This window comes from Streptomyces sp. VTCC 41912, from assembly GCF_045799175.1.
GTDB lineage: Bacteria > Actinomycetota > Actinomycetes > Streptomycetales > Streptomycetaceae > Streptomyces > Streptomyces albulus_C.
On sequence record NZ_JBJMAB010000019.1, the window covers coordinates 36,147 to 61,150 of the forward strand.

21 protein-coding genes and 1 pseudogene are annotated in these 25,004 nt (G+C 72.8%); 5 read left to right on the forward strand and 17 right to left on the reverse strand.

The window, feature by feature from the left end; genetic code table 11:
- Positions 1–74: 74 nt before the first annotated feature.
- Positions 75–2,918, reverse strand: coding sequence for a type I DNA topoisomerase (gene topA, locus ACJ6WD_RS24485; protein ID WP_233660591.1), 2,844 nt, complete (start codon positions 2,916–2,918; stop codon positions 75–77).
- A gap of 485 nt (positions 2,919–3,403) precedes the next feature.
- On the opposite strand from topA, the gene ACJ6WD_RS24490 reads away from it, so the two are divergent.
- A complete protein-coding gene (locus tag ACJ6WD_RS24490; protein WP_233660590.1) occupies positions 3,404–3,991 on the forward strand; it encodes a hypothetical protein in 588 nt (195 codons plus the stop codon).
- Entirely contained in the window at positions 3,988–4,473 is a 486-nt protein-coding gene (locus ACJ6WD_RS24495; protein WP_376447662.1) for a DUF2752 domain-containing protein, read from the forward strand. The genes ACJ6WD_RS24490 and ACJ6WD_RS24495 overlap by 4 nt, the downstream gene beginning before the upstream one ends.
- An 18-nt stretch (positions 4,474–4,491) precedes the next feature.
- Here the strand turns inward: ACJ6WD_RS24495 and ACJ6WD_RS24500 are convergent, their stop codons facing one another.
- The 7 genes from ACJ6WD_RS24500 to bldG form a co-directional block, all read right to left on the reverse strand.
- Positions 4,492–4,896, reverse strand: a complete 405-nt coding sequence (locus ACJ6WD_RS24500) for a hypothetical protein (protein ID WP_407616487.1) — start codon at positions 4,894–4,896, stop codon at positions 4,492–4,494.
- Positions 4,897–5,054: 158 nt separating this feature from the next.
- Positions 5,055–5,252, reverse strand: a complete 198-nt coding sequence (locus ACJ6WD_RS24505) for a hypothetical protein (protein WP_016574360.1) — start codon at positions 5,250–5,252, stop codon at positions 5,055–5,057.
- A gap of 77 nt (positions 5,253–5,329) precedes the next feature.
- A complete protein-coding gene (locus tag ACJ6WD_RS24510; protein ID WP_233660587.1) occupies positions 5,330–6,859 on the reverse strand; it encodes a methyltransferase in 1,530 nt (509 codons plus the stop codon).
- A gap of 129 nt (positions 6,860–6,988) precedes the next feature.
- Positions 6,989–7,573 (reverse strand): small secreted protein, encoded by a 585-nt coding sequence (locus tag ACJ6WD_RS24515; protein ID WP_233660586.1) that lies wholly within the window; start codon positions 7,571–7,573, stop codon positions 6,989–6,991.
- Between the two features lie 216 nt (positions 7,574–7,789).
- Complete coding sequence (locus ACJ6WD_RS24520; protein WP_331249030.1) at positions 7,790–10,198, reverse strand: sodium-translocating pyrophosphatase; 2,409 nt, start codon at positions 10,196–10,198, stop codon at positions 7,790–7,792.
- Between the two features lie 818 nt (positions 10,199–11,016).
- Positions 11,017–11,451, reverse strand: a complete 435-nt coding sequence (locus ACJ6WD_RS24525) for an ATP-binding protein (protein ID WP_016574356.1) — start codon at positions 11,449–11,451, stop codon at positions 11,017–11,019.
- Between the two features lie 109 nt (positions 11,452–11,560).
- Positions 11,561–11,902 carry an anti-sigma factor antagonist BldG gene (gene bldG / locus ACJ6WD_RS24530; RefSeq protein WP_004571875.1) on the reverse strand — a complete coding sequence of 114 codons (342 nt, stop codon included), beginning with the start codon at positions 11,900–11,902 and terminating at the stop codon, positions 11,561–11,563.
- Between the two features lie 160 nt (positions 11,903–12,062).
- Here bldG and ACJ6WD_RS24535 point away from each other — a divergent pair, with 160 nt between their 5' ends.
- A complete protein-coding gene (locus ACJ6WD_RS24535) occupies positions 12,063–14,447 on the forward strand; it encodes a DEAD/DEAH box helicase (protein WP_407616488.1) in 2,385 nt (794 codons plus the stop codon).
- Positions 14,448–14,678: 231 nt separating this feature from the next.
- Here the strand turns inward: ACJ6WD_RS24535 and ACJ6WD_RS24540 are convergent.
- The 7 genes and pseudogenes from ACJ6WD_RS24540 to ssd form a co-directional block, all read right to left on the reverse strand.
- Positions 14,679–14,912, reverse strand: a pseudogene (locus ACJ6WD_RS24540) (Rv3654c family TadE-like protein); the annotation flags it as partial.
- Between the two features lie 16 nt (positions 14,913–14,928).
- Positions 14,929–15,339 carry a TadE family type IV pilus minor pilin gene (locus tag ACJ6WD_RS24545; RefSeq protein ID WP_037633108.1) on the reverse strand — a complete coding sequence of 137 codons (411 nt, stop codon included), beginning with the start codon at positions 15,337–15,339 and terminating at the stop codon, positions 14,929–14,931.
- On the reverse strand, positions 15,326–15,514 hold the full coding sequence (locus tag ACJ6WD_RS24550; protein ID WP_331249029.1) for a DUF4244 domain-containing protein: 189 nt from the start codon (positions 15,512–15,514) through the stop codon (positions 15,326–15,328). Before ACJ6WD_RS24550 ends, ACJ6WD_RS24545 begins: the two co-directional genes overlap by 14 nt.
- 171 nt (positions 15,515–15,685) lie before the next feature.
- Complete coding sequence (locus ACJ6WD_RS24555; RefSeq protein ID WP_407616489.1) at positions 15,686–16,546, reverse strand: type II secretion system F family protein; 861 nt, start codon at positions 16,544–16,546, stop codon at positions 15,686–15,688.
- 16 nt (positions 16,547–16,562) lie between these two features.
- Positions 16,563–17,468 carry a type II secretion system F family protein gene (locus ACJ6WD_RS24560; RefSeq protein ID WP_407616490.1) on the reverse strand — a complete coding sequence of 302 codons (906 nt, stop codon included), beginning with the start codon at positions 17,466–17,468 and terminating at the stop codon, positions 16,563–16,565.
- A complete protein-coding gene (locus ACJ6WD_RS24565; RefSeq protein ID WP_407616491.1) occupies positions 17,462–18,619 on the reverse strand; it encodes a TadA family conjugal transfer-associated ATPase in 1,158 nt (385 codons plus the stop codon). Before ACJ6WD_RS24565 ends, ACJ6WD_RS24560 begins: the two co-directional genes overlap by 7 nt.
- 205 nt (positions 18,620–18,824) lie before the next feature.
- Positions 18,825–19,994, reverse strand: coding sequence for a septum site-determining protein Ssd (gene ssd / locus ACJ6WD_RS24570; protein ID WP_407616492.1), 1,170 nt, complete (start codon positions 19,992–19,994; stop codon positions 18,825–18,827).
- 458 nt (positions 19,995–20,452) lie between these two features.
- On the opposite strand from ssd, the gene ACJ6WD_RS24575 reads away from it, so the two are divergent.
- Positions 20,453–21,388, forward strand: a complete 936-nt coding sequence (locus tag ACJ6WD_RS24575) for an HAD family phosphatase (RefSeq protein WP_037636047.1) — start codon at positions 20,453–20,455, stop codon at positions 21,386–21,388.
- A 265-nt stretch (positions 21,389–21,653) separates the two neighbouring features.
- Here ACJ6WD_RS24575 and ACJ6WD_RS24580 read toward each other — a convergent pair whose 3' ends face one another.
- Entirely contained in the window at positions 21,654–22,511 is an 858-nt protein-coding gene (locus ACJ6WD_RS24580; RefSeq protein WP_233660579.1) for an oxidoreductase, read from the reverse strand.
- Positions 22,512–22,610: 99 nt separating this feature from the next.
- Between ACJ6WD_RS24580 and ACJ6WD_RS24585 the strand changes: the two genes are divergently transcribed.
- Entirely contained in the window at positions 22,611–23,600 is a 990-nt protein-coding gene (locus ACJ6WD_RS24585; protein ID WP_331249025.1) for an ATP-binding protein, read from the forward strand.
- Here the strand turns inward: ACJ6WD_RS24585 and ACJ6WD_RS24590 are convergent.
- Complete coding sequence (locus ACJ6WD_RS24590; RefSeq protein WP_233660577.1) at positions 23,581–24,852, reverse strand: hypothetical protein; 1,272 nt, start codon at positions 24,850–24,852, stop codon at positions 23,581–23,583. The two genes, ACJ6WD_RS24585 and ACJ6WD_RS24590, sit on opposite strands and share 20 nt — an antisense overlap.
- Positions 24,853–25,004: the final 152 nt, after the last annotated feature.

Consider the following 25,004-nt stretch of genomic DNA (forward strand, 5'->3'; position numbering starts at 1 on the left):
GGGCGGGCCGGCGGAAAGGTGTCCGCCGGCCCGCCCTCTTCCCGCGCCGGACCGGGCCGGCGCGGGCCGTGCTGCTACTCCTCGGCCGACGCGGCCGTCTTCTTGGCCGCCGCCGTGGCCGCGGTCTTCTTCGCGGTGGTCTTCTTGGCCGTCGTCTTCTTGGCCGCCGTCTTCTTCGCGGTGGTCTTCTTCGCCGCGGTCTTCTTCGCGGCCGTCTTCTTGGCCGGCGCCTTCTTGGCGGTCTTCTTCGCCGGCCCCTTGGCCCGCTTCTCCGCCAGCAGCTCGTAGCCGCGCTCGGGCGTGATCGTCTCGACGTCGTCGTCCCGCCGCAGCGTCGCGTTGGTCTCGCCGTCGGTGACGTACGCGCCGAACCGGCCGTCCTTGACCACCACGGGCTTGCCGCTGACCGGGTCGGTGCCCAGCTCCTTCAGCGGCGGCTTGGCGGCGGCCCGGCCGCGCTGCTTGGGCTGTGCGTAGATCGCCAGCGCCTCGTCGAGGGTGATCGTGAAGAGCTGCTCCTCCCGCTCCAGGGAGCGCGAGTCGGTGCCCTTCTTGAGGTACGGCCCGTAGCGGCCGTTCTGCGCGGTGATCTCCACGCCCTCGGCGTCGGCGCCGACGACGCGCGGCAGCGACATCAGCTTCAGCGCGTCCTCAAGGGTCACGGTGTCCAGGGACATCGACTTGAAGAGCGAGGCGGTGCGCGGCTTGACCGCGTTCTTGCCGGTCTTCGGGGTGCCCTCGGGCAGCACCTCGGTGACGTACGGGCCGTAGCGGCCGTCCTTCGCCACGATCTGGTGCCCGGAGTGCGGGTCCATGCCCAGCTCGTAGTCGCCGCTCGGCTTGGCCAGCAGTTCCTCGGCGTAACCCACGGTCAGCTCGTCGGGCGCCAGGTCGTCGGGGACGTCGGCCCGCTGGTGGCCCTCCTCGTCCTTCTCGCCGCGCTCGACGTAGGGGCCGTAGCGGCCGACCCGCAGGGTGATGCCGCCGCCCACCGGGAACGACGAGATCTCCCGGGCGTCGATCGCGCCGAGGTCGGTGACCAGTTCCTTCAGGCCGCCGAGGTGGTCGCCGTCGCCGTTGCCGGCGTCCGCGGCGCCGCTCTCGCCGGCTCCGGTGGCCTCGCCGAAGTAGAAGCGCCGCAGCCACGGCACGGCCTGCGCCTCACCGCGGGCGATGCGGTCGAGGTCGTCCTCCATCTTGGCGGTGAAGTCGTAGTCGACCAGCCGGCCGAAGTGCTTCTCCAGGAGGTTGACCACCGCGAAGGAGAGGAACGACGGGACGAGCGCGGTGCCCTTCTTGAAGACGTAGCCGCGGTCCAGGATCGTGCCGATGATCGACGCGTACGTCGACGGGCGGCCGATCTCCCGCTCCTCCAGCTCCTTGACCAGGGTGGCCTCGGTGTAGCGGGCGGGCGGCTTGGTGGCGTGGCCGTCGGCGGTGATCTGCTGGGCGGCCAGCGCGTCGCCCTCGGCGACCTGCGGCAGCCGCCGCTCGCGGTCGTCCAGCTCGGCGTTCGGGTCGTCGGCACCCTCCACGTACGCCTTGAGGAAGCCGTGGAAGGTGATGGTCTTGCCGGACGCGCTGAACTCGGCGTCCCGGCCGTCCGCGGCCCGACCGCCGATCTTGACGGTGACGGAGTTGCCGGTCGCGTCCTTCATCTGGGAGGCGACGGTCCGCTTCCAGATGAGCTCGTACAGCCTGAACTGGTCGCCGGTCAGCCCGGTCTCGGCGGGCGTGCGGAAGCGGTCGCCGGAGGGGCGGATCGCCTCGTGCGCCTCCTGCGCGTTCTTGACCTTGCCGGCGTACGTGCGCGGCTTGTCCGGCAGGTACGCGGCGCCGTACAGCTGCGTCACCTGCGCCCGGGCCGCGCTGACGGCGGTGTCCGAGAGCGTGGTGGAGTCCGTACGCATGTAGGTGATGAAGCCGTTCTCGTACAGCTTCTGCGCGACCTGCATGGTGGCCTTGGCGCCGAAGCCGAGCTTGCGGCTGGCCTCCTGCTGGAGGGTGGTGGTGCGGAACGGCGCGTAGGGCGAGCGGCGGTAGGGCTTGGACTCGACCGAGCGGACCGCGAACGCGGTGTCCGCCAGGGCGGCGGCCAGCGACCGCGCGTTCGCCTCGTCCAGGTGGAGCACGTCGCTGTTCTTGAGCTGCCCGTTGGGGCCGAAGTCGCGGCCCTGCGCGACGCGGCGACCGTCGACGTTGTTCAGGCGGGCGGTCAGCGTCGACGGGTCGCTGGCGTCGCCGGCCCGCCCGGTGGAGAAGGTGCCGGTCAGGTCCCAGTACTCGGCGGAGCGGAAGGCGATGCGCTCGCGCTCCCGCTCGACGACGAGGCGGGTCGCCACCGACTGCACCCGACCGGCGGACAGCCGCGGCATGACCTTCTTCCACAGCACCGGGGAGACCTCGTAGCCGTAGAGGCGGTCGAGGATCCGGCGGGTCTCCTGGGCGTCGACCAGCTTCTGGTTGAGCTCGCGGGGGTTGGCGACGGCCTCGCGGATGGCGTCCTTGGTGATCTCGTGGAAGACCATCCGGTGGACCGGGACCTTCGGCTTGAGGATCTCCTGGAGGTGCCACGCGATGGCCTCGCCCTCGCGGTCCTCATCGGTGGCGAGGAAGAGTTCGTCGGACTCGGCCAGCAGCGCCTTGAGCTTCTTGACCTGGTCCTTCTTGTCGGTGTTCACGACGTAGATCGGCTGGAAGTCGGCGTCGACGTTCACGCCGAGGCGGGCCCAGGACTCGCCCTTGTACTTCGCCGGGACCTCGGCCGCGCCGTTGGGGAGGTCGCGGATGTGCCCGACGCTGGCCTCGACCACGTAGCCGGGGCCGAGGTAGCCCTTGATCGTCTTCGCCTTGGCAGGCGACTCCACGATGACGAGTCGGCGGCCGCCGCCCTCTGCGGTCTCGCTGGTCGGGGACAACTTCGCTCTTCTCTCCGGTCGACGCTGAAAAACCTTCCGGGGCGGACGCCCGGGGCGCACTGCGGTGACGCTTGACGCTGCGGAGTGTGACGGTACCTCCCGCCCCCGTGTCAAACGGAAAAACCCCGCAACGCCACTCGAACGGTAACCCGACTACATGCCTTCGTGCCGCCCCGACCGCTCCGGCCGCTCCCCCACGGCCCTCCGGCGGCGGCCCGTGGATCACGGCCCGCGGTGGGCCCCCGCGGCCCCGCGGACGGCCGGTCACCCGCTCCGGCCTGGCCCTGCTTCCGCTGCGTGACCGCCTGGTGCGTCCCGCCGTCCGGCCGTCGTCGTCGACGGGGCCGAACGGCGGGCGCGAAGTCGCTCCCGATGGCGTCATCACCGTGATACGGCGGGTGAGCGGGCTGGCAGGATGGAGGCGGCACGGCCCGCGGGCGGGTCGGCTGCCGTCGTCATCACGATCCTCGGGGGGAACCACACCCATGGCGCACCAGTACCCCGGACCGCCTCCGGAACAGCCGCCGGGCCAGCCCGGCCAGAACCCCTACGCCGCTCCCGAGGGCGGCCCGCCCCCCGGCGCGGGCTACGGCTATCCGCACGGCGGGGGCGCCGGCGAGCCCGGTTACGGCTACCCGCAGGCCGGCCCGCCGCCCGCTCCCGGTTTCCCGCCCGGCACCCCGCCGCCGCCTCCGCCCGGTGGTTTCCCGGGTCAGCAGCCGCCGGTCGGCGGCATGACGCTGTCGCTCGGCGACATCGCGGTCAGCGGCGACACGGTCATGACCCCGGCCGGTTCGATGCCGCTGCGGGGCGCGGTCTGGACGGCCACCGACATGTCGCGCACGGAGGAGAAGATCCCCACGCACGCGATCGTCCTCGCCATCATCTTTTTCTTCTTCTGCCTGCTCGGGCTGCTCTTCCTCCTGATGAAGGAGCGCACCACGACCGGCTTCGTGCAGGTCACCGTGAACAGCCAGGGCCGGCACCACTCCACGATGATCCCCGTGCAGTCGCGTGAGCAGGTCATGTTCGTCCTCAACCAGGTCCATTACGCCAGGTCGCTGAGCGTGTGAACCCCGACGAGCCCGGGCCCCCCGACGAGCCCGCGGGGCCCGGGCCCACCGACCCGACGCCGCCCGGCGGCCCCGCGCCACCGGGCGGCCCCGCGGCGGTCCGCCGGCGCACCCTGCGCCGGGCGTCGCTCGCGCTCGGCGTCGCCGCGCTGGGCGCCGGCTACCTCTGGCACACCGACCCGCACCAGCCCGGCCAACTGCTGCTCCCCTGCCCGTTCCGGCTGCTGACCGGACTGCTCTGCCCGTTCTGCGGCGGGACGCGGCTGGCGTACGACCTGATGCACGGCGACGTCGTCACGGCCTTCCACGACAACGCCGCCCTGCTCGTCCTCGGCGTGCCCGCCCTCGCCTACGTCCTGGTGCGCTGGCTGGTCGCCGGGGTGCGCGGGCGGCACCTCCCACTGAAGCTGACCGCCCGCGGCAATGCCGTGGTGCTCGGCACCGCCGCGGTGTGGATGGTCGCCCGCAACCTCATCGGCTGACGGCCGACGGGTCGTGCGTCAGCGGACGGTGATCTTCACGACCGGGGAGAGGGTGTTCCCCGCCGCGATCCGCAGCTCGTTGACGCCCTTGATGCCGAGCTTGACGCGTATCGCGTAGCTGCCGTTGGCGTTGACCGGTGCCTGGGCCGGCAGCGACACCCACTTCTTGCCCTGCTTCTGCTGCACCGCCACCTTGGTGCCGGACTTGATGCCCTTGGCGGCGCCGGTGATGCGGAATTCCTGCCAGGCGTTGACCGTCGTGGCGCTGGACTTGGCGGTCAGCGTCGCGGTCGCGGGCGCGGTGGCCACGACCGGGGCGGGCGTGTGGACGACGTCCTGGGCGGCGAAGGCGACGGCCGAGCCGCCGGCGAGCAGGGCGACGGTGGCCGCGGCGACACCGGCGTAGCGAAGTGCACGGTTCATGTCGGATTCCTCACTGATGGGCCAATGAGCTGGTGGATGACCTTCTTTGAGGAATACGGGCTCCCGCGAGCGGAGGTTCCCCTTCCACGGTCGAAACCGCCGAATTCTCCGAACCTGGCCGGAACTGAACGTCCCTGCCCGTAAGGGCGGTTGTCCCCTCACAACGCACCCAGCAGCCGGCACCCCACCGTCAGGAATCCCGCCCCGGCCAGCAGCGCCGTCACCGTCCCGGCCACCCGGCCGTACCCCACCGCCACCGGCTGCCCGGTCCGCACGCAGACCGCCGCCCACAGCAGCAACCCGCCGCCGAACAGCGCGAACGCCGCGCCCGCGAATGCCTCCGGCCCACTGTCCATGCGGGCAGCCTGCCAGCCGCGTGCGGCAGCGGGACGAACGCCGCGTGAACGCCGCCCGCCGCCGCCCGCCGGACGCCTCAGCCGACCGGCTCCAGGAAGCCCTGCTCGACCAGCATCCGGATCGCGGCCGGCGTACGGTCCCGGAGCAGCACCGGGTCCTCGCCGACGAGCTGCGCGATGGCGTCCAGGATCCGCCCGGCGGGCAGCGACCCGTCGCAGACGCCCGCGAAGCCGGCGCCGACGGTGTCCACCTTCGTGGCCCGGCGCATGCCGCGGTTCTGGCGGAGCACCACGTGCTCCGGGTCCTCCGCACCGGGCAGCCCGACCTGCTCCTGCACCACCTCGTCGGCCAGCCGGAAGTGCCCGGCCAGCAGCGCCGCGTCGTCGGTGGACCGCAGGTAGTCCTGCCGGTCGAAGTGGCGCAGCACCGCCTCGCCCAGGGGCTGTTCGACCGGGTGCGGCCATTCCTCGACCGTGACGGACGGGTCCGCGGCGCCGGACTTGCGCAGCGTGATCCAGCCGAAGCCGACGGCCTTGGTCTTGTGCGCCTCGAACTCGTCGAGCCAGGCGTCGTACCGCGCCGCGTACTCCTCCTGGCCGGCGCGGTGGTCGCCGCCGTCGCGCAGCCACAGCTCGGCGTACTGGGTGACGTCCTGGACCTCGCGCTGCACGATCCAGGCGTCGCAACCGCGCGGCACCCACGAGCGCAGCCGGTCCTGCCACTCCTCGCCCTCGACGTGCTGCCAGTTGGCCAGCAACTGGCAGTACCCGCCGTCGTCGAGGTGCGCGGCGGCCTGCTGGACGAGGGTGCGGCACAGGTCGTCGCCGCCCATCCCGCCGTCCCGGTAGGTGAGCCGGGCCCCCGGCGAGATCACGAACGGCGGGTTGGAGACGATCAGGTCGTAGGTCTCCTCGCCCGCCGGCGCGAAGAGCGAGCCCTCGCGCAGGTCCGCCGGCCGGGCCCCGGAGAGCGCCAGCGTCAGCGCGGTGATCCGCAGCGCGCGGGGGTTGAGGTCGGTGGCGGTGACCTGGGTGGCGTGCTGCGCCGCGTGCAGTGCCTGGATGCCGGAGCCCGTGCCGAGGTCCAGCGCCTTGGCGACCGGGCGGCGCACGGTGATCCCGGCGAGCGTCGTGGAGGCCCCGCCGACGCCGAGCACCAGCTCGGCACGGTCCGCCCCCGTCGCGCCCCGGATGCCGCCCGCCCCGCCGACCGCGCAGCCGAGGTCGGAGACGACCCACCAGTCCTGCCCGTCGGGGCCGCCGTACGGTCGCACGTCCACCGTGGCGCGCACCGCGTCGCCGTCCGGCACCAGCCACCCGTCGGCGAGGCAGTCCGCCACCGGCAGCACCGCGGCCGCCTGCGCCCGGGGCACCGACCGCTGGAGCAGGAACAGCCGCACCAGGGTCTCCAACGGTCCGTCACCCCGGGTGGCGCGCAGCGCGGGAACGGTCTCGCTGCGGGCCAGCGCGGCGTACGCGGGCGCGCCGAGCAGCTCCAGCAGTCCGTCGGCGGTGAAGGCGGCGGCCAGCAGCGCCTCGCGCAGCCGGCTGGTGCGGGCGCTGCTCTCGGGGTCCTGGGCATCTGCGGTGGGGAGGTGCGTTGTCACCCCTCCATTGTCGGTCCTGCCACCGACATTCGGCGACGGCCCGGCGCCACGCCCGTCTCGGGCGCGTCGCCGGGCCGTCGCCCGCGCTCGTGGCCGGGCGGCGGGAGCCCCCGCGGTCCGGCTCCCGCGCTACGCGCTCTTGGACGGCGCGGCCGACGGTCCGCTGGACCCGCCCTGGTTCTGGCAGCCCTTCTGACGGGCCATCGCCTTGCCCACGTCGCCGGCCTCCAGCTTCTTGAAGGCCTGCTCGCTCTTGGCGTTGAGCTTGTTGATCCCGTCGGAGAGCTTGCGCAGCCCGTCCGCGAACTTGAGCTTGTCCCCGGTGTCGAGGGCGTCCACCTGCTTCTTGAGGTCCTGGTACCCCGCGGAGAGGGAGTTGAGTTCCTTGACCGCGTTCTTCTGCGCCTGGTCGCCGCCCTCGTTCGGCGGTGCCCCGGCCTTGTCCAGGGACTTGGCCAGCTGCGCGTACGCGTCGGAGATCTTCTGGAAGGCCGCCGAATCGGTCTGCTGGACCTTCTTGGAGTCCGTGGTGCCGCTGTCGGCCGTCTGCATGGCCGCGTTGGCGTCCTGGATCTGCTTGAACGGAACCTGCGCGGGGTCGCAGAACGACTTCGCCCAGTTGTCGAGCTTGTCAGTGTTGTCGCTGCTGCAACCGGTCAGCGCGAGCAGGACTGCAGCACCGCCGGACAGGGCAGCCACGAGCTTCTTGTTCACCGGATTGGTCCCTTCCATGGCTCTCGGCCCCGGAACATACACGTCCAAACGGCCTGGTCCATGGGTCGGGCATCGGCCCCGGCCCGCATTGCAGCCATTTGCACCAAGGACCGCGGCGCCGTCCGAGCACGCCGCGGGCGGGTGTCCGGCGCGGGCAAGAAGCGCCGTACACCCGCCCGTTGAGCGGTCTGCGGGCCGGTAGAGCGGCCCTTCCCGTCAGGACGCCACGGCCGTCTCGGTCGACTTGGCGACGTTCTCGGGATCTTCGGAGTTGTTGTCTTCGTCACCCACGGCGATTCCGCGCCGCTTGGAGACGTAGACCGCGACGACGATGATGCCGATCGCCAGCACCGCGGCCGCGACGCGCACCCCGAGGCTCTTGTCGTGGCCGTACGAGAACTTCACCACGGCCGGTGCGATCAGCAGCGCGACCAGGTTCATCACCTTCAGCAGCGGGTTGATCGCGGGGCCCGCGGTGTCCTTGAACGGGTCGCCGACGGTGTCGCCGATGACCGTCGCGGCGTGCGCCTCGCTGCCCTTGCCGCCGTGGTGGCCGTCCTCGACCAGCTTCTTGGCGTTGTCCCACGCGCCGCCGGAGTTGGCGAGGAAGACGGCCATCAGCGTGCCGGTGCCGATCGCGCCGGCCAGGAACGAACCGAGCGCCCCGACGCCGAGCGAGAAGCCGATCGCGATGGGCGTGAGCACCGCCAGCAGCCCCGGCGTGGCCAGTTCGCGCAGCGCGTCCTTGGTGCAGATGTCGACCACCCGCCCGTACTCGGGCTTCTCGGTGTAGTCCATGATCCCCGGCCGCTCGCGGAACTGCCGGCGCACCTCGAACACCACCGCTCCGGCCGACCGCGACACCGCGCTGATCGCCAGCCCGGAGAACAGGAAGACGACCGAGGCCCCGAGGATCAGCCCCACCAGGTTGTTGGGCTGCGAGATGTCCAGGCTCAGGCCCAGCCCACCGGCCGCGTGGCCGACGTCGCGCACGGCGTTGGCGATCGCGTCCCGGTACGAGCCGAACAGCGCGGAGGCCGCGAGCACCGCGGTCGCGATGGCGATGCCCTTGGTGATGGCCTTGGTGGTGTTGCCCACCGCGTCCAGGTCGGTCAGCACCTGCGCGCCGTCCCCGGTGACGTCACCGGACATCTCGGCGATGCCCTGCGCGTTGTCGGAGACCGGGCCGAAGGTGTCCATCGCGACGATGACCCCGACGGTGGTCAGCAGGCCGGTCCCGGCCAGTGCCACCGCGAACAGCGCCAACGTGATCGAGGCGCCGCCCAGCAGGAACGCCCCGTAGACCGCCAGGCCGATCAGCACCGCCGAGTAGACGGCCGACTCCAGGCCGATGGAGATGCCGGAGAGCACGACGGTGGCCGGGCCGGTCAGCGAGGTCTTGCCGATGTCCCGGACGGGCCGCCGGTTGGTCTCGGTGAAGTAGCCGGTCAGCTGCTGGATCAGGGCGGCCAGCACGATGCCGATGGCGACCGCGACCAGGGCGAGCATCCGCGGGTCGCCGCTGCGCCCGAGGATCTCCGGGTCGCTCACGCCGTTCAGGTCCTGGTAGCGCGAGGGCAGGTAGCTGAAGACCGCGGCGGCCACCAGGACCAGCGAGATGCCCGCGGAGACGAAGAAGCCGCGGTTGATGGCGGTCATGCCGCTGCGGTCCCGCCGCCGCGGCGCCACCACGAAGATCCCGACCATCGCGGTGAGCACGCCGATCGCCGGCACCAGCAGCGGGAAGGCGAGCCCGGCGTCGCCGAACGCCGCGGTGCCCAGGATGAGCGCGGCGACCAGCGTCACCGCGTACGACTCGAAGAGGTCGGCGGCCATGCCGGCGCAGTCGCCGACGTTGTCGCCGACGTTGTCCGCGATGGTGGCGGCGTTGCGCGGGTCGTCCTCCGGGATGCCCTTCTCGACCTTGCCGACGAGGTCGGCGCCGACGTCCGCGGCCTTGGTGAAGATGCCACCGCCGACCCGCATGAACATCGCGATCAGCGCCGCGCCGAGGCCGAAGCCCTCCAGCACCTTGGGGGCGTCCACCGCGTACACGAGCACCACGCAGGACGCACCGAGCAGCCCGAGGCCGACGGTGAACATGCCCACGACGCCACCGGTGCGGAAAGCGATCTTCATCGCCTTGTGCGCGACCGCCGTAAGGTCCTTTTGCTCGGTCGCGCCGTCTTCCGGAGTGGCCTCCCTGGCCGCAGCCGCCACACGCACATTGCTGCGCACCGCGAGCCACATGCCGATATAGCCGGTGGCCGCCGAGAATGCCGCACCGATCAAGAAGAAGACGCTGCGTCCGGCCCGCTGGCTCCAATTCTCCGCGGGCAGCAACATGAGCAGGAAGAACACGACGACGGCGAATACGCCGAGGGTCCGCAACTGCCGTGCCAGGTAGGCGTTTGCGCCCTCCTGCACCGCTGCCGCGATCTTCTTCATACTGTCGGTACCCTCACCGGCCGCGAGCACCTGGCGCACCAGCACCGCCGCGACCGCCAGGGCGGCGAGGGCGACGACGGCGATCACCAGCACGATGCCGCGGTTGCCCGCGGTGAGTGAAGGTGCGGCCAGATAAGTGGGGGTGTCCATCAACTGAGGGGTGTAAGGCCCCGCCATTCGTCCTCCTTGACGTTATGGCACATGGGCGCGCGGAAGCACGCTCAGGCGTCCTGAGCAAGATGCTGACGGATTGTAGGGAGCCACGGTTGATCAAAACAGGGCGCCGCAAAGGGAATTCGCCTGATCCCGGCGAAGATCAAAAGGCAGAGGGTTCAACGAATTCGCCCGGACGGAGGAAACCCAGGAATTCGCTGACTCCCGACCGATGATCTCCATTTCCTACTGATCCCGCTGCTCAACGACCCCGCGCCCCGGCTCGATCCGGCTGTGACCGGCGTGAAATCGGAGGGAATTGAGCCGCGGACCGCTCCGCGGGAATCACCACGCAGGCCCCACCGACCCCTCCCGCACCATCCAGAATGCGGTGACAGCCCGTCAGATCCCGACCGGATCACGTCGCCCACGACGCCGCCGACCACCCGGGACGAGCCCGTTCGCCTCCGGGACACATGACCACCGGCGAACCTGGGCACCGCCCGCCCCCACGCCGCCCCGCACGACCACCAACACCAGGGGCCCGCACCACACGAAGCCGGGTACACGGCGCTCGCCGCACACGGACGCGCACCCGACCACACCGGAAACCGGGACCCCAAGATCCCGGGAGCGAGGCACGCCCCTGAGCACGCGAACGACCGGTGCCGCGGAGGGGCGAACCCAACAGCCGAGGCGGAAACGCGACAGCTCAAGAACACGAACGGCGCACTGCGCCCGGGGGAACCCCCGAAACCACCCGCACGACGACGGGCTCACCGCCCACCACGGACGAGGGCCGACCACCGCGCCCTCCGCCCGACGGGCGTACGCGTACCGCCCTACGGCAGTACGGGTGCCGGGTGCGCGGGCCAGCTCATCCGGATCCGCCCGCCGTTCTCACCGGCGGACACCTCGACGTCGTCGACCAGCCCGCTGATCACCGCGAGGCCCATCTCGTCCTCGCCCTCGGCGTCGCTCTCCCCGGCGCCCTCGGCCTCGCCGCCCGCGGCGGCCCCGCCGGAGCCGGGAACCTCGTCGCCCACCTCGATCGAGAACGTCTTCTCGTCCTCGACCAGCACCACCCGCACCGGCGCCGTGATGCCGTGGCTCTCGTGCAGCCCCACGGCCCGGCTGCACGCCTCGCCGACGGCGAGCCGCACCTCGTCCAGCACGGCCTCGTCCACCCCCGCGCGCCGTGCCACGGCAGCCGCGACCAGACGCGCGGTCCGGACGTGCTCGGGAAGGGCGCTGAAGCGCAGTTCGACGGTGGCCATGCCATCCCCCTCGTGATGCGGGCGTGCAACGCGGGGGGCCGGACGAAAGCGTCCGGTACCCCCCACTCCTTCCACCCCCGCGCCCACGGCGCGGGGGACCGGCCGACCGTCAGTCAGTTGCTGCGACGGCTTCGTCGACCGAGGTGTGGATCGGGAACACCTTGGTCAGACCGGTGATACGGAAGATCTTGAGAATGCGCTCCTGGTTGCAGACCAGGCGCAGCGAACCCTCGTGGGCACGCACCCGCTTGAGCCCGCCAACCAGGACGCCGAGCCCTGTGGAGTCCAGGAAGTCGACACGTTCCATGTCCACCACGAGGTGGTAGCTTCCGTCGTTCACAAGCTCGACCAGCTGCTCGCGCAACTTGGGCGCGGTGTATACATCAATCTCGCCACCGACCTCGACGACCGTACGGTCGCCAACGGTCCGGGTCGACAGGGACAGGTCCACGGATCCTCCAGCACCTTGCTATCGAGCGGTCGCCCCCCTGGGGCCTCCCCACCGAGGTAGGGGCGGATCGGCAGCCGCCATGGCATTCAATCACTTACCAGCAGGCGTGCACGACGCCTTGTGAGCATTGTCCGTCACACCGGTGACACACTCGGTGCCGATGGCCTCCAATCGACTCCCGCCGGATCCGGGCGCGCGCACTTCCCCAGGCATGATTCTCGACCGTCTGGCCCGGGGCGCGACCCGCGCTGCGCGCATCACTCATACGGAGCACTTGCCCCCGCGCATCGGCACCCATGCCGACTGGCCGGCACGGATCCGGCCGGAAGTGATCGACGCCATCCGTTCGGCCGGAATCGATCGCCCCTGGGCCCACCAGGCACGCACGTCCGAACACGCACTGCGCGGGGAATCGGTCGTGGTCGCCACCGGCACCGCCTCCGGCAAGTCACTGGCCTACCTGGCGCCGGTGCTCTCCACCCTCCTGGACGGCTCCGAGGCGCCCAACGGCCGGGGGGCCACGGCCCTGTACCTGGCGCCCACCAAGGCCCTGGCGGCAGACCAGCGACGGGCCGTGCGCGAACTGGCCACCCCGCTCGGCACGGCCGTCCGGCCCGCCGTCTACGACGGCGACACCCCGGTCGAGGAACGCGAGTGGGTCCGCCAGTACGCCAACTACGTGCTGACCAACCCCGACATGCTGCACCGCGGCATCCTCCCGGCCCACCCCCGGTGGTCCTCCTTCCTGCGCGCGCTGCGCTACGTCGTCATCGACGAATGCCACGCCTACCGCGGCGTCTTCGGCTCCCACGTCGCCCAGGTCATCCGCCGGCTGCGCCGGGTCTGCGCCCGCTACGGCGCGGAGCCGGTCTTCCTGCTGGCCTCCGCCACCGCCGCGGAGCCGGCCCGGGCGGCGTCCCGGCTCACCGGGCTGCCGGTGGCCGAGATCACCGAGGACGCCTCGCCGCGCGGCGAGGTGGTCTTCGCCCTGTGGGAGCCGCCGCTGACCGAACTCCACGGCGAGCAGGGCGCCCCGGTCCGCCGCACCGCGACCGCGGAGACCGCCGACCTGCTCACCGACCTCGCCGTCCAGGGCGTGCGGACGGTCGCCTTCGTCCGGTCCCGGCGCGGTGCCGAACTGATCGCCCTGATCGCGCAGGAGCGGCTGGCGGAGGTGGACCGGTCGCTGCCCGGTCGGATCGCCGCGTACCGGGGCGGCTACCTGCCGGAGGAGCGCCGGGCCCTCGAACGCGCCCTGCACGGCGGGCAGCTCCTCGGGCTGGCCGCCACCACCGCCCTGGAACTGGGCGTGGACGTCTCCGGCCTCGACGCCGTGGTCATAGCGGGCTATCCCGGCACCCGCGCCTCCCTGTGGCAGCAGGCCGGGCGGGCGGGCCGCGCCGGACAGGGCGCGCTGGCCGTCCTGGTCGCCCGCGACGACCCGCTGGACACCTTTCTCGTGCACCACCCCGAGGCGCTGTTCAACCAGCCCGTCGAGTCGACGGTGCTCGACCCGGACAACCCGTACGTGCTCGCGCCGCACCTCTGCGCGGCGGCCTCCGAACTTCCGCTCACCGAGGCCGACTTCCCGCTTTTCGGGCCGGAGACCGCCGGCCTGCTGCCCCAGCTGGAGGCCGCGAACCTGCTGCGCCGGCGGACCTCCGCCTGGTACTGGACGCGCCGCGAGCGGGCCGCCGACCTCACCGACATCCGCGGCCAGGGCGGCTCGCCCGTCCAGGTCGTCGAGGCCGGCACCGGGCGGCTGCTGGGCACCGTCGACGCCGCGGCGGCGCACACCACCGTCCACGACGGGGCGGTCCACCTCCACCAGGGCCGCAGCTATCTCGTCCGGCACCTGGACCTGGCGGACGACGTCGCGCTCGTGGAGGAGGCCAATCCGCCCTACTCCACGACGGCCCGCGACACCACGGCGATCTCGATCCTGGAGACCGACACCGAAGTGCCCTGGGGGGACGCCCGGCTGTGCTTCGGTTCCGTGGAGGTCACCAACCAGGTGGTCTCCTTCCTGAGGCGCAAACTGATCACCGGTGAGGTCCTGGGCGAGACCAAGCTCGACCTGCCGCCCCGGACGCTGCGCACCCGCGCGGTGTGGTGGACGGTCACCGAGGACCAGCTCGACGCCGCCCGGGTCAACCCCGAGCAGTTGGGCGGCGCCCTGCACGCCGCCGAGCACGCCTCCATCGGCATGTTGCCGCTCTTCGCCACCTGCGACCGCTGGGACATCGGCGGCGTGTCCGTGCCCCTGCACCCGGACACCCTGCTGCCCACGGTCTTCGTCTACGACGGCCACCCCGGCGGCGCGGGCTTCGCCGAACGCGCCTTCCACACCGCCGCCGAGTGGCTCGCCGCCACCCGCAGCGCCATCGCCGCGTGCGAGTGCGAGGCCGGCTGCCCCTCCTGCATCCAGTCCCCCAAGTGCGGCAACGGCAACGACCCGCTCCACAAACGGGGCGCCATCCGACTGCTGGGGGAACTGCTGCGCGGGGCACCGGACGACCCGGCCGACACGCCGCGCGACAGTTAGCCCCGCGCACCGGCCGGGGCTGCGGGCGGCCGCGGTGGGCCAGCGGGACGCTTCGGGGCGCCGGACGGCGCTCCGGACCGGGCCTCCGGCAGGGGATCGCCGTACGCCCGCCATGGGCCCGCCGTACGCCACCGGGCCGCCGTTCACCCCGGCCTCCGGCCCGCCCGTGCCGGGGCCGGCCCGGGACCGCACCCGCGAGGTGAACGGGCCGTCGACGGCCTCCACCATCACGTCGGCGATCAGCCCGACGAGCGCGCAGCGCACCACGCTGGTCCGCTGCCCGACGGCCACCCGGCGTGCCGTGGCGCAGGCCGCCGCCGGGCCCCGGAGGGCCTGGTCCGCGGCGGCCAGTGCCGCCAGGTCCGCCGCCGCGCCCGCCCGGTGCCGGGCGGCGACCGCCTGGCCGACGGCCATCAACGCGGCGAAGACCGCGCACAGCGCCGCCGCTGCGACAACCGTCCACACCGTGGCGGAGCCCGCGTCACCGCACCGTTTCCTCCGCAAGGGCCACCGCCTCTCCCCCGACCCGTAACGCCAGCCGGGCCGCCCCCGGCAGCGCGGCCTCGACGCGTACGCGCACCAGGTCGCCCTCGCGCGAGACCTCGATCCGTGCGCCCCGGGGAGCCGCCTGGCGGGCCGCGGCAACCACCCGCACCGGTGGCTCCTGCCGTGCGGCCGCGCGGGCGGCTGCCCGTGCGGCGTCCACGCAGGCGATCCGGGCGCAGGCGGCCAGCAACCCCCAGATCAGCGCCGCGGCCACCGCCACCAGCACCGGCAGCACCACCGCCGCCTCCGCCGTGACGAACCCGGTATCCCGCGCCCGGCGCCCGCCCGGCGGGCCCGCGCCGGCCGGTGCGGCCCGGGCCCGCCCGCGGCGCTCAGAACGGCACATCGAGCGCCCTCTGGAGCACCGACCGCAACGCCGCGGCCACCGGTCCACTCGTCACGAGCTTGTAGAGCACCGCGGCGAACGCGCACGCCGCCAGCGTCCCCACCGCGTACTCCGCGGTGCTCATCCCGCGGTCCACGCCGTCCGCGCGCACCGTCACCCACCATCGACGGAACATCCTCTGCCTCCTCGGAATCCCTGCATTCGCCTGTGCATCCGTGAACGTGTGCAGCCCGTCGAGCCCCGCGCCGCATGGCACCCCGCGCAACACGGGGCTGCGCACGGGCTCCAGGCCCCTCCGGTCCTGTAGTCGCGCGCCAGACCGATCCGGTCGTCGCGCGCCGTCGCCTCACCCCACGCCGTCACCCCCCAGCAGTCCGCCCGCGAGCCCGATCAGGACCGGGGCCACTCCGAGCACCAGGAAGGCCGGTAGGAAGCACCCCGAGAGCGGGAGGGTGACCAAAACCCCCGCGCGCCGGGCCCGCGCGGCCGCGGTCCGGCCCCACTCGGCGCGCAGCTCGGCCGCGATCCGGGAGACCGGCTCGACGGCCGGGGCTCCCGAGGTGCCCGCACGCTCCAGACACCTCGCCAGGGCCTCGGCACCGGGCAGCTCCGCCAGCCGAGGCCACACGGCGGCCGGTTCGCCGCCCAGGCGCAGCTCCGCCGCAATGTGGCGCAGTCGCTCGGCGACCGTCCCGTCCAGCGACCGGCCCACCGCCTCGGCGGCCTCCCGTGGCCCGGCCCCGGCCGCCAGACAGGCCGCCAGCAGATCGCCGGCGGGGGCGAGTTCGGCGGCCACCCGCGCCGTCGCGGTCCGGCCGGCAGCCGCGGCCCGCTGCCACCGCAGCCAGCAGTACGCGCCCCAGCCCACCACCAACCCCAGCAGCACCCCGGTGACGCCACCCAGGAGGACAGCCGTCCCTCCGGCCGCCGCCAGGGGCCCGCCCCACTCGCGCAGCCGCCCGGCCCGCCGATCGTCCTCGCGGGCCGCTGGGCGCCCGCGCCAGCGCCCCCGGACGTTCCACCGCGGACGCCCGCTTCCGCCCTCCTGGCCGCCGTACGGCCCCTTCACCACCCCTTCCAGCACCAATGGCACCCGCCGCCGCACGGCCTGCTCGGCCCGTACCCGCCGCGCCAGTACCGCCGCGCACAGCACCGTCGCCACGGCCAGCACCGCCATCCCCACCCTGTGGACAACTTCCGGGCTCACCACACCCACCTCCCGCTCATCTCCCCACCCCCGCCGCCTCGGCGACGATCCGGGCCGTCCACGCCACTCCGCCCCACTCCAGTAGCCCGCCGACGACCAGAACGCCCCACCCGGCCGGGGTGTGCAGCAGCACCCGGAGCGGATCGGCGCCGAGCGCACCGCCCATCAGCAGTCCGCCCACCGGCAGCAGCGCCAGCACCAGGGCGGTGGCCCGCGGCCCGGCCAACTGGGCCCGCAACTCCTCTCCTTGGTCGCGTCGCGCGGCGAGCCCGGCCGCGATCCGCTCCAGTCCCAGGGCCAGCCCCGCGCCGCCCTCCACCGCCCCCTGCCAGCACGCGGCTGCGCCGGTCAGCCCCTCGGCGCCCGGCTGCCGCGCCGCCGCCCGCAGCGCGGCGGGGACGTCCCCGCCGTACCGCGCGGCCGCCACCACCGCGGGTCCCGCTTCCCCCAGTCCCGTCGCCCCGGCCGTGACCAGGGCCAGGTGCGGCTGCCGGCCGGCCCGCAGTTCCCCCGCCACCGCCGCGCAGAACCCGATCACCGCCGCCGCCCGCCGGTCCGCAGCCCGCTGCCGCGCCCGCCCGACCAGCCACCGCCGTACGACGAACAGCGCCGCGACCGAGGCCACCACCGGCAGCACCGACCGCCCCAGGACCCCCAACGCGACGCCGGCCGGCAGACACCAGACCTCCGACCCGACCTCGCAGCGGCGCCCGAGCCGCCACCGCCGCCCCGCCTCACCGGCGACCATCCGCCCGGCACACCACCGCCACAGCCCCGCCCCGGCGGACACCGCCCCGGTGTCCTTCAGGACCACCGCCGCCCGCCGCCGCAGGGCGTGGGCCCGCCGCAGCCGCCGCACCGGCACCACCGCGCACCCCACGAAGGCCACGACCGCGATCAGCCCCGCCCCGGCCCTCAACACCCCTCGCCGCCCCTCTCGCACAGCCGGGCCAACCGCCCCCAGCCACGCGCCTCCTGGAACCCGCGCGGACTCCACATCGCCGCCGGAACGGTCACCACGAAGCCGTCGCGGTCCCGCTCCAGGACATGGACCTCGGCGATCCGCCGCCGCCCGGCCCGGTCGCGCACGAGGTGCAGCACGACGGACAACGCGGCCGCCAACTGGCTGTGCAGGGCCGCCCGGTCCAACCCGGCGGTGCACCCCAGCGCCTCCAGACGGGCCGGCACGTCGCACGCGGCGTTGGCGTGGACGGTGCCGCTGCCCCCTTCGTGGCCCGTGTTGAGCGCCGCCAGCAGGTCCGTGACCTCTGCGCCGCGGACCTCACCGACCACCAGTCGGTCCGGTCGCATCCGCAACGCCTGCCGCACGAGGTCCCGGAGGGTCACCCGACCGGCGCCTTCCTGGTTGGCGGGCCGGGTCTCCAGCCGCACCACGTGGGGGTGGTCCGGCCGCAGCTCCGCCGAGTCCTCCGCCAGCACGATCCGCTCGTCCGGTCCGACGAGCCCGAGCAACGTGCTGAGCAGCGTGGTCTTGCCGGAGCCCGTGCCGCCGCTGATCAGGAACGACAGTCGGGCGGCCAACAGCGCCCGGAGCAGCCGGTCCCCGCCCGGCGGAACCGTCCCCGCCGCCACCAGCTCCGCAAGGGCGAACGCCCGAGGTCGCAGCACCCGCAGGGACAGGCACGTGCCGGCGACCGCCACCGGGGGCAGCACGGCGTGCAGCCGCGTCCCGTCCGGAAGGCGGGCGTCCACCCACGGCCGGGCGTCGTCCAGCCGCCGTCCGGCGACCGCCGCCAACCGCTGGGCCAGCCGGCGCACTTCGGCCGCGTCCCGGAAGCGGACGTCGGTGCGCTCCAGTCCGCCGCCCCGGTCGACCCACACCGCGTCGGGCGCGGTCACCAGCACGTCTGTCACCTCGGGTGCGGCCAGCAGCGGCTCCAACGGCCCGCTGCCCACCATTTCCGACCGCAACGCGCTTACCACGCCCAGCACTTCGGCGTCCCCGAGGAGGCGGCCTTCCGCGCGCAGCGCCACCGCCACCCCGGCCGGCGTCGGCTCCGCCCCGGCCTCGGCGAGCCGCCGGCGCACCACCTCCAGGAGTTCCCGGCTCATCGCGCACCCCCACAGCCGGCCGCCACCACGACCCACCCGGCCGCGACGGGCCCGCCGCCGCTCCTACGGGACCACCACCCCGCCCCGCACAGCAGCCCGTCCCGCCACCAGTCACCGAACCGTGGCCCGCAGCGCCCCGGGGACGTCCGGCCCCCGGGACCGGCCGTCCGCCCCCGGCTCCACCGCGCACCCGTCGCCCGCCGCCTCATTCCGCCACACCTCCCGGCTCAGATGCGGCTCCGCGGTCCGCGCCCAAGGCCGCCGCATCGGGACCAGCGGCCCGCACCCGCGTCCAGAACCCGGCGCAGAACCGTGCCAGCGGCCCCCGCGCCCGGCCTCCGGGCACCCGCCCCCGCGCCAGGTCCTCCGACAGCCCCGCCTCCCACGGGAGTTCGCCCGCCAGCGGCAGGCCCACCAGGCGCGCGACCTCCTGTGCCGTCGGCCGGCCGCCGCTCCCCGAGCCGGGAGGTCCACAAGCCACCACCCGGACGTCGCCGAGCTCCGCCCGGACCCCGTCGGCGACCCGGCGCGCCGCCGCGACCGCCCGCAGCTCCGCCGGGACGAGCAGCAGCCCGACGTCCACCTGCGCCAGTGCCTCGGCCACCGTCCGGTCGACCCGGCGCGGCAGGTCCACGACCACCACTCCACCGCGCCGCCGGGCCGCGGCCAGGACCGCCCGCATGGCCGGTGGCGGGATGGCCACCTCCGCACCGCGGTCCCAGCTCAGCACCCGTAAGGAGTGCAGCCGGGGCAGCGACTCGGCAAGCGCACCGCCCGCCACCCGCCCGCGAGACTCGGCGAAGGCCGGCCACCGCAGCCCCTTCTCCTGTTCACCACCGAGCAGGACGTCGAGCCCACCGCCGAGCGGGTCGCCGTCCACGAGCAGGGTGCGCTCCCCGGTGCGGGCGGCGGCGACGGCCAGTGCCGCCGCGAGGGTGCTCGCCCCGGCGCCGCCGCGCCCGCCGATCACCCCGACCGTCAGGGCGGGCGGCCCCGCCCCCTCGACCGCGTCGGCGATCCGGTCCACCAGCCAGCGTTCGCCGTCGGGGAGAGCCAGCACCCGCTCCGCCCCGACCGCGACGGCCTGGCGCAGTACGGCGACGTCGTCCGCGTCCCGGCCGGCGATGATGACGCCCGCCCGGCGCCCCGCGCCGGACAGCCGGTCGGCGCAGTCCGCACCGACCACCACCAACGGCGCCGCTTGCCATTCCGCGGTGCGACGGGGCGGGCGGTGCGCCACTTCGGGCAGTGCCCCGGCCGCCGCGCACAGCCGCAGGAGGTCGTCGAGGAGCTCTTCGTCCTCGGTGACCAGCAGCGGCCGGTCCCGCTCTCCACCGTTTCGCACCAGCTGGTCGGAAGTAGTTGATCCGGGCACGTTCTGTCCCCCTATCGCTACGCAACTCGCGCTTCCGCGAACTTCGCGGACTTTTACGGTGCAGCGATCGGGAAATCTCCGTGGATCTTGACCCAAAACTGTGGACAACTCCGCGGTTGTGAATATCCCCGTCACCTATTCCAGCGACGAACGGCCACTTCTGGGGCGCATGAGAAGCCTCCGCAGAGCAGTCCGACGACTACCCTGAGTAGTGGCATATGCATGTCAGAATCGGACGCCAGAGATGCGCGGAACCGCGCTGGATCAAGGACTCGCGCCAGAAAAGGCATCCGGACATGCGACGACCCCCGCCGGGGGGGAGAGCGGGGGTCGTCCCCACGGCCGACTCGGGGGGGGGAGGAGCCGGACCGGGTTAGCACGGTCGCGAACGATCCGTGACTTCCATGGTGTACCCGAGAGCCTTCTCAGGCAAACCCACGCGCCACACCTTACGCCGAATGGTGGGCGCCTATGCTCGCCCCGTGGAAAACCACTCCGTGCCTCACTCGACTCCCCGTACTGCCGCGTTCTTCGACTTGGACAAGACCGTGATTGCAAAGTCGAGCACGCTGACCTTCAGCAAGTCCTTCTACCAAGGCGGCCTGATCAATCGGCGGGCCGTACTGCGCACCGCGTACGCCCAGTTCGTGTTCCTCGCGGGCGGCGCAGATCACGACCAGATGGAGCGGATGCGCGAATATCTCTCGTCGCTGTGCCGCGGCTGGGATGTGGCCCAGGTCCGCGAGATCGTCGCCGAAACGCTGCACGATCTCATCGACCCGATCATTTATGACGAAGCGGCCTCGCTCATCGAGGAACACCACGCGGCCGGGCGGGACGTCGTCATCGTCTCCACCTCCGGCGCCGAAGTCGTCGAGCCGATCGGCGAACTCCTGGGCGCGGACCGGGTGGTGGCCACCAGAATGGTGGTCGGGGACGACGGCCGCTTCACCGGAGAGGTGGAGTATTACGCCTACGGGCCGACCAAAGCGGAGGCCGTCCGGGAACTCGCCGCGTCCGAGGGGTACGACCTCCAGCGCTGCTACGCCTACAGCGACTCGATCACCGACGTGCCGATGCTGGAGACCGTCGGCAACCCCTGCGCGGTCAATCCGGACCGGGCGCTGCGCCGCGAGGCGACCGCCCGCGGCTGGCCGGTGGTCACCTTCAACCGACCGGTCCCCCTCAAGAAGCGGCTGCCCACGCTGTCGATGCCGTCCCGTCCGGTGATCACCGCCGTCGCCGCGATCGGTGCGGCCGCCGCCACCGCGACCCTGGTCTGGTACGCCAGCAGCCGCCGCAATACCGGAAAGAATCGCCTCGCCGTATTGCCCGCATTTGCGGCTAAACGTAAAGATCTGGAAGCTGGGCTTCCGCTCACCCGCCACGAGTAGTACAAAGGACTTAACGGCCCGCGAGACCAAGGACATCCGAGAGGAACGCCTTTAACGCATCAGGCCCACGGACCGACGCATGAATGCCGAGCACCCACGCGACGCCGACCCGTCGATTACGGGCCAGCCGCACCAGGTAAGCGGACAACGAATCCGACCTGATGGGCAAAATTCGAGCACGCCTGGTAACTCGGTGGACGTGCCAGCGGCGGTACCGAAGGGTTGGTACCGCCGCAACCCGTGTCAGGGACCGGGCACCGCGCCGTCAGGCCGCGCCACGCTGTAGCGCCTCGCAGACCGCCGTGCTCTCCCGCACGCCCAGTTCGACCGCGCGCCCACAATGGGCGATCCACTCCCCCACACCCTCCGGGGTGCCCGAGACGTAGCCCTGGAGGGCCGCCACGTAGGCCGCGCCCCCTTGTTCCGCGTGCCCGACCTCGGCGGGGCAGATCGACTTCGGGTCCAGCCCGCTGTCGATCAGCACGATCCGCTCCGCGGCCCGCGCCACCAGCCCGTTGTACGAGCCGAAGGGCCGCAGCGCCAGTAGTTCGCCGTGCACCACGGCGGCCACCACCAGGGCCGGCGCCCCGGTGCCCGCCAGCAGCAGCCGCGACAGCCCGTCCAGCCGGCCGGCCACCTCGTCGGCGTCCGGCAACGGCAGTTCGACCAGCGGCTCGTCCACCGGCTCGGCACCCAGCCGCGGCCGGCCCACGGCGTCGTCGGTCACGCCGCCACCGGCCGCCACCAGGTGGAGTCGGGCCAGCACGCGCAGCGGCGACTGCCGCCAGACGCTCAGCAGTTGGCCCGCCTCGGCGGTCAACCGCAGCGCCGCGCCGACCGTGCGCGGCTCGCTGCCGTCACCGAAGTCGGTGCGCCGCCGGATCTCTTCGAGCGCCCAGTCGGCCCCGGACAGCGCGGCGGACCCGCGCGCCGCGCGCAGGGCCGCCTCGGCCGTGATCTCGGTGCTGCGGCGCCGCATGATCCGGTGCCCGTAGACCCGGTCGACGGCCTTGCGGACGGAGTCGACGGAGTCCGCGACCCCCGGGAGCGACGCCAGCGCCGCGAGCGGGTCGGTGCTCGCCTGGGGAGGTTCGGGGGGCGTCCCCCGGGAGATTCCAGCCATGCGTCGACCCTACGCACCACCAGGCCGGACCCCTCGAAGGAGTGGTCTTCTTCACGTAAACCACCCTCCGAGAGGTTGGCCACACCTAGCCTGCTGAACATGAAGATCGCTTTCGTAGGCAAGGGCGGCAGCGGCAAGACCACCCTGTCCTCCCTGTTCATCCGGCACCTCGCCGCGGCCCGGGTCCCCGTCGTCGCGGTGGACGCCGACATCAATCAGCACCTGGGCGTCGCGCTCGGCATGGACGAGGCGGAGGCCGCCGCACTGCCCGCGATGGGGGCCCACCTCCCCTTGATCAAGGACTACTTGCGCGGCAGCAACGCCCGCATCCCGTCCACCGAGACGATGATCAAGACGACGCCGCCCGGCGAGGGCTCGCGACTGCTGCGGATCTGCGAGGACAACCCGGTCTACGACGCCTGCGCCCGGGCCGTGGCGCTCGACGACGGGGCGGTGCGTCTGCTGGCCACCGGGCCGTTCACGGAGTCCGATCTGGGCGTGGCCTGCTACCACTCCAAGGTCGGCGCGGTCGAGTTGTGCCTGAACCACCTCGTCGACGGCCGCGGGGAGTACGTCGTCGTCGACATGACCGCCGGGTCCGACTCCTTCGCCTCCGGCATGTTCACCCGCTTCGACATGACCTTCCTGGTCGCCGAGCCGACCCGCAAGGGCGTCGCGGTCTACCGCCAGTACAAGGAGTACGCCCAGGACTTCGGCGTCCCGTTGAAGGTCATCGGCAACAAGGTCCAGGGCCCGGAGGACCTGGCGTACCTGCGCGCCGAGGTGGGAGAGGACCTGCTGGTCTGCGTCGGCCACTCCGATTGGGTGCGGGCCATGGAGAAGGGCCGCCCCGCCCCCTTCGCCCTCCTGGAGGAGGCCAACCGCCGCGCCCTGGAGGCGCTGCACGACACCGCCGACGCGGCCTACGGGCACCGCGACTGGGAGCGCTACACGCGCCAGATGGTGCACTTCCACCTGAAGAACGCGGAGAGCTGGGGCAACGCCAAGACGGGGGCCGACCTGGCGGCCCAGGTCGACCCCGCCTTCGTGCTCTTCGAGGGAGCAGCGGCTACTCCGCAACCGGCGTGATCCGGGCCGCCGGCGCCGGAGCGGACGCTTCCGGAGCACCGGAGAGGTACGCCCCCCAGCCGTCCTCCGGCGCCCGGCCCACCGGCAGGTCCTGGAGCTTGGCCAGCACCTGCGGGTCCTGGGCGTCCAGCCAGTCGCTCAACTGCTTGAAGCTGACGCAACGCACGCCCCTGCGGGGGCAGATCTCCTTGATCGCCTCCTCGACGGCCTTCATGTACGTGCCGCCGTTCCAGGACTCGAAGTGGTCGCCGACGAAGAGCGGAGCGCGGTTGCCGCGGTGGGCACGCTCGAAGGCGTCCAGGATGCCGTCGCGCATCTGCTGGCCCCAGATGGCGTGCATCGCACGGTCGCCGTGGGTGGAGCCGGACTGGTTGGCCAGGAAGTTGTAGTCCATCGAGAGCGCCTCGAAGTTCCGGCCGGGGAACGGTATCTGCTGGAGCGGGAAGTTCCAGATCCCGTCGGTCTTGTGCGGCCAGGTCTGCAGTCCGCCCGCCGAGCTGGCGTCGTAGCGGAATCCCATCTCCTTGGCCGCGGGTATCAGGTTGCGCTGCCCCTCCAGACAGGGTGCGCGGCCGCCGACCAGTTCCTTGGCGTAGTCGAAGGGGAGCGGCGGTTCGTTCCTGAGGCCGGAGTTGCTCTTCCAGTTCCGGACGAACCACACGGCCTGCTCGATCTCGCTGCGCCACTGCTCGGGCGTCCACCTGCCGACCCCGTTGCGGCCGCAGAAGTGGCCGTTGAAGTGGGTGCCTATCTCGTTGCCGTCTTCCCAGGCGCCGCGCATCTGGGCCACGGTGTCCTTGATCCCCTGGACGTCGTTGAAGCCGATCGCCGAGGCGCCGGTCGTGTGGCCGGGCGGTTCGTAGAGCTCCGCCTTGTCGCTGGGGAGCATGTAGACGCCGCTGAGGAAGTACGTCATCGTCGCGCCGTACTTCTTGCCGACGGCACGGAAGTGGGAGAACAGCTTCTGGCCGTCCTCACCGGCGCCGTCCCAGGAGAAGACCACGAACTGCGGTGGCCTCATGCCCGGCTTGAGGCGGGCCGGCCGTGGTTGGTGGGGCTGCGCCCCGGTGTACGCGGTGGAGCCGTCGCCTATCAGGCGGAGCGGGCGGGCGGCCGGGGCCTTGCCGGGCGCCGCGCGCCCTTCGGTCGTGCTCTTCGGGGGCCCGTCCTGGGTCGCCGCGGCGCAGCCGGCTATCGCCGCCAGCGCCACCGCAGCCGCGATGCGCACCGTCGTCTTCGATATGACCGCCATCAGCCACCTCATTCCTGGCACACAGGGCACCATGGGTTTAATCAGGACGAACCTGTCGGTTCGCCTATATCCATTGACGGGTGGCAGAAAGACCGTGGCAAAAGTCGTTTTATTCACTCGATAGTTGGAATGACTGCGCCATATGCCCGAAA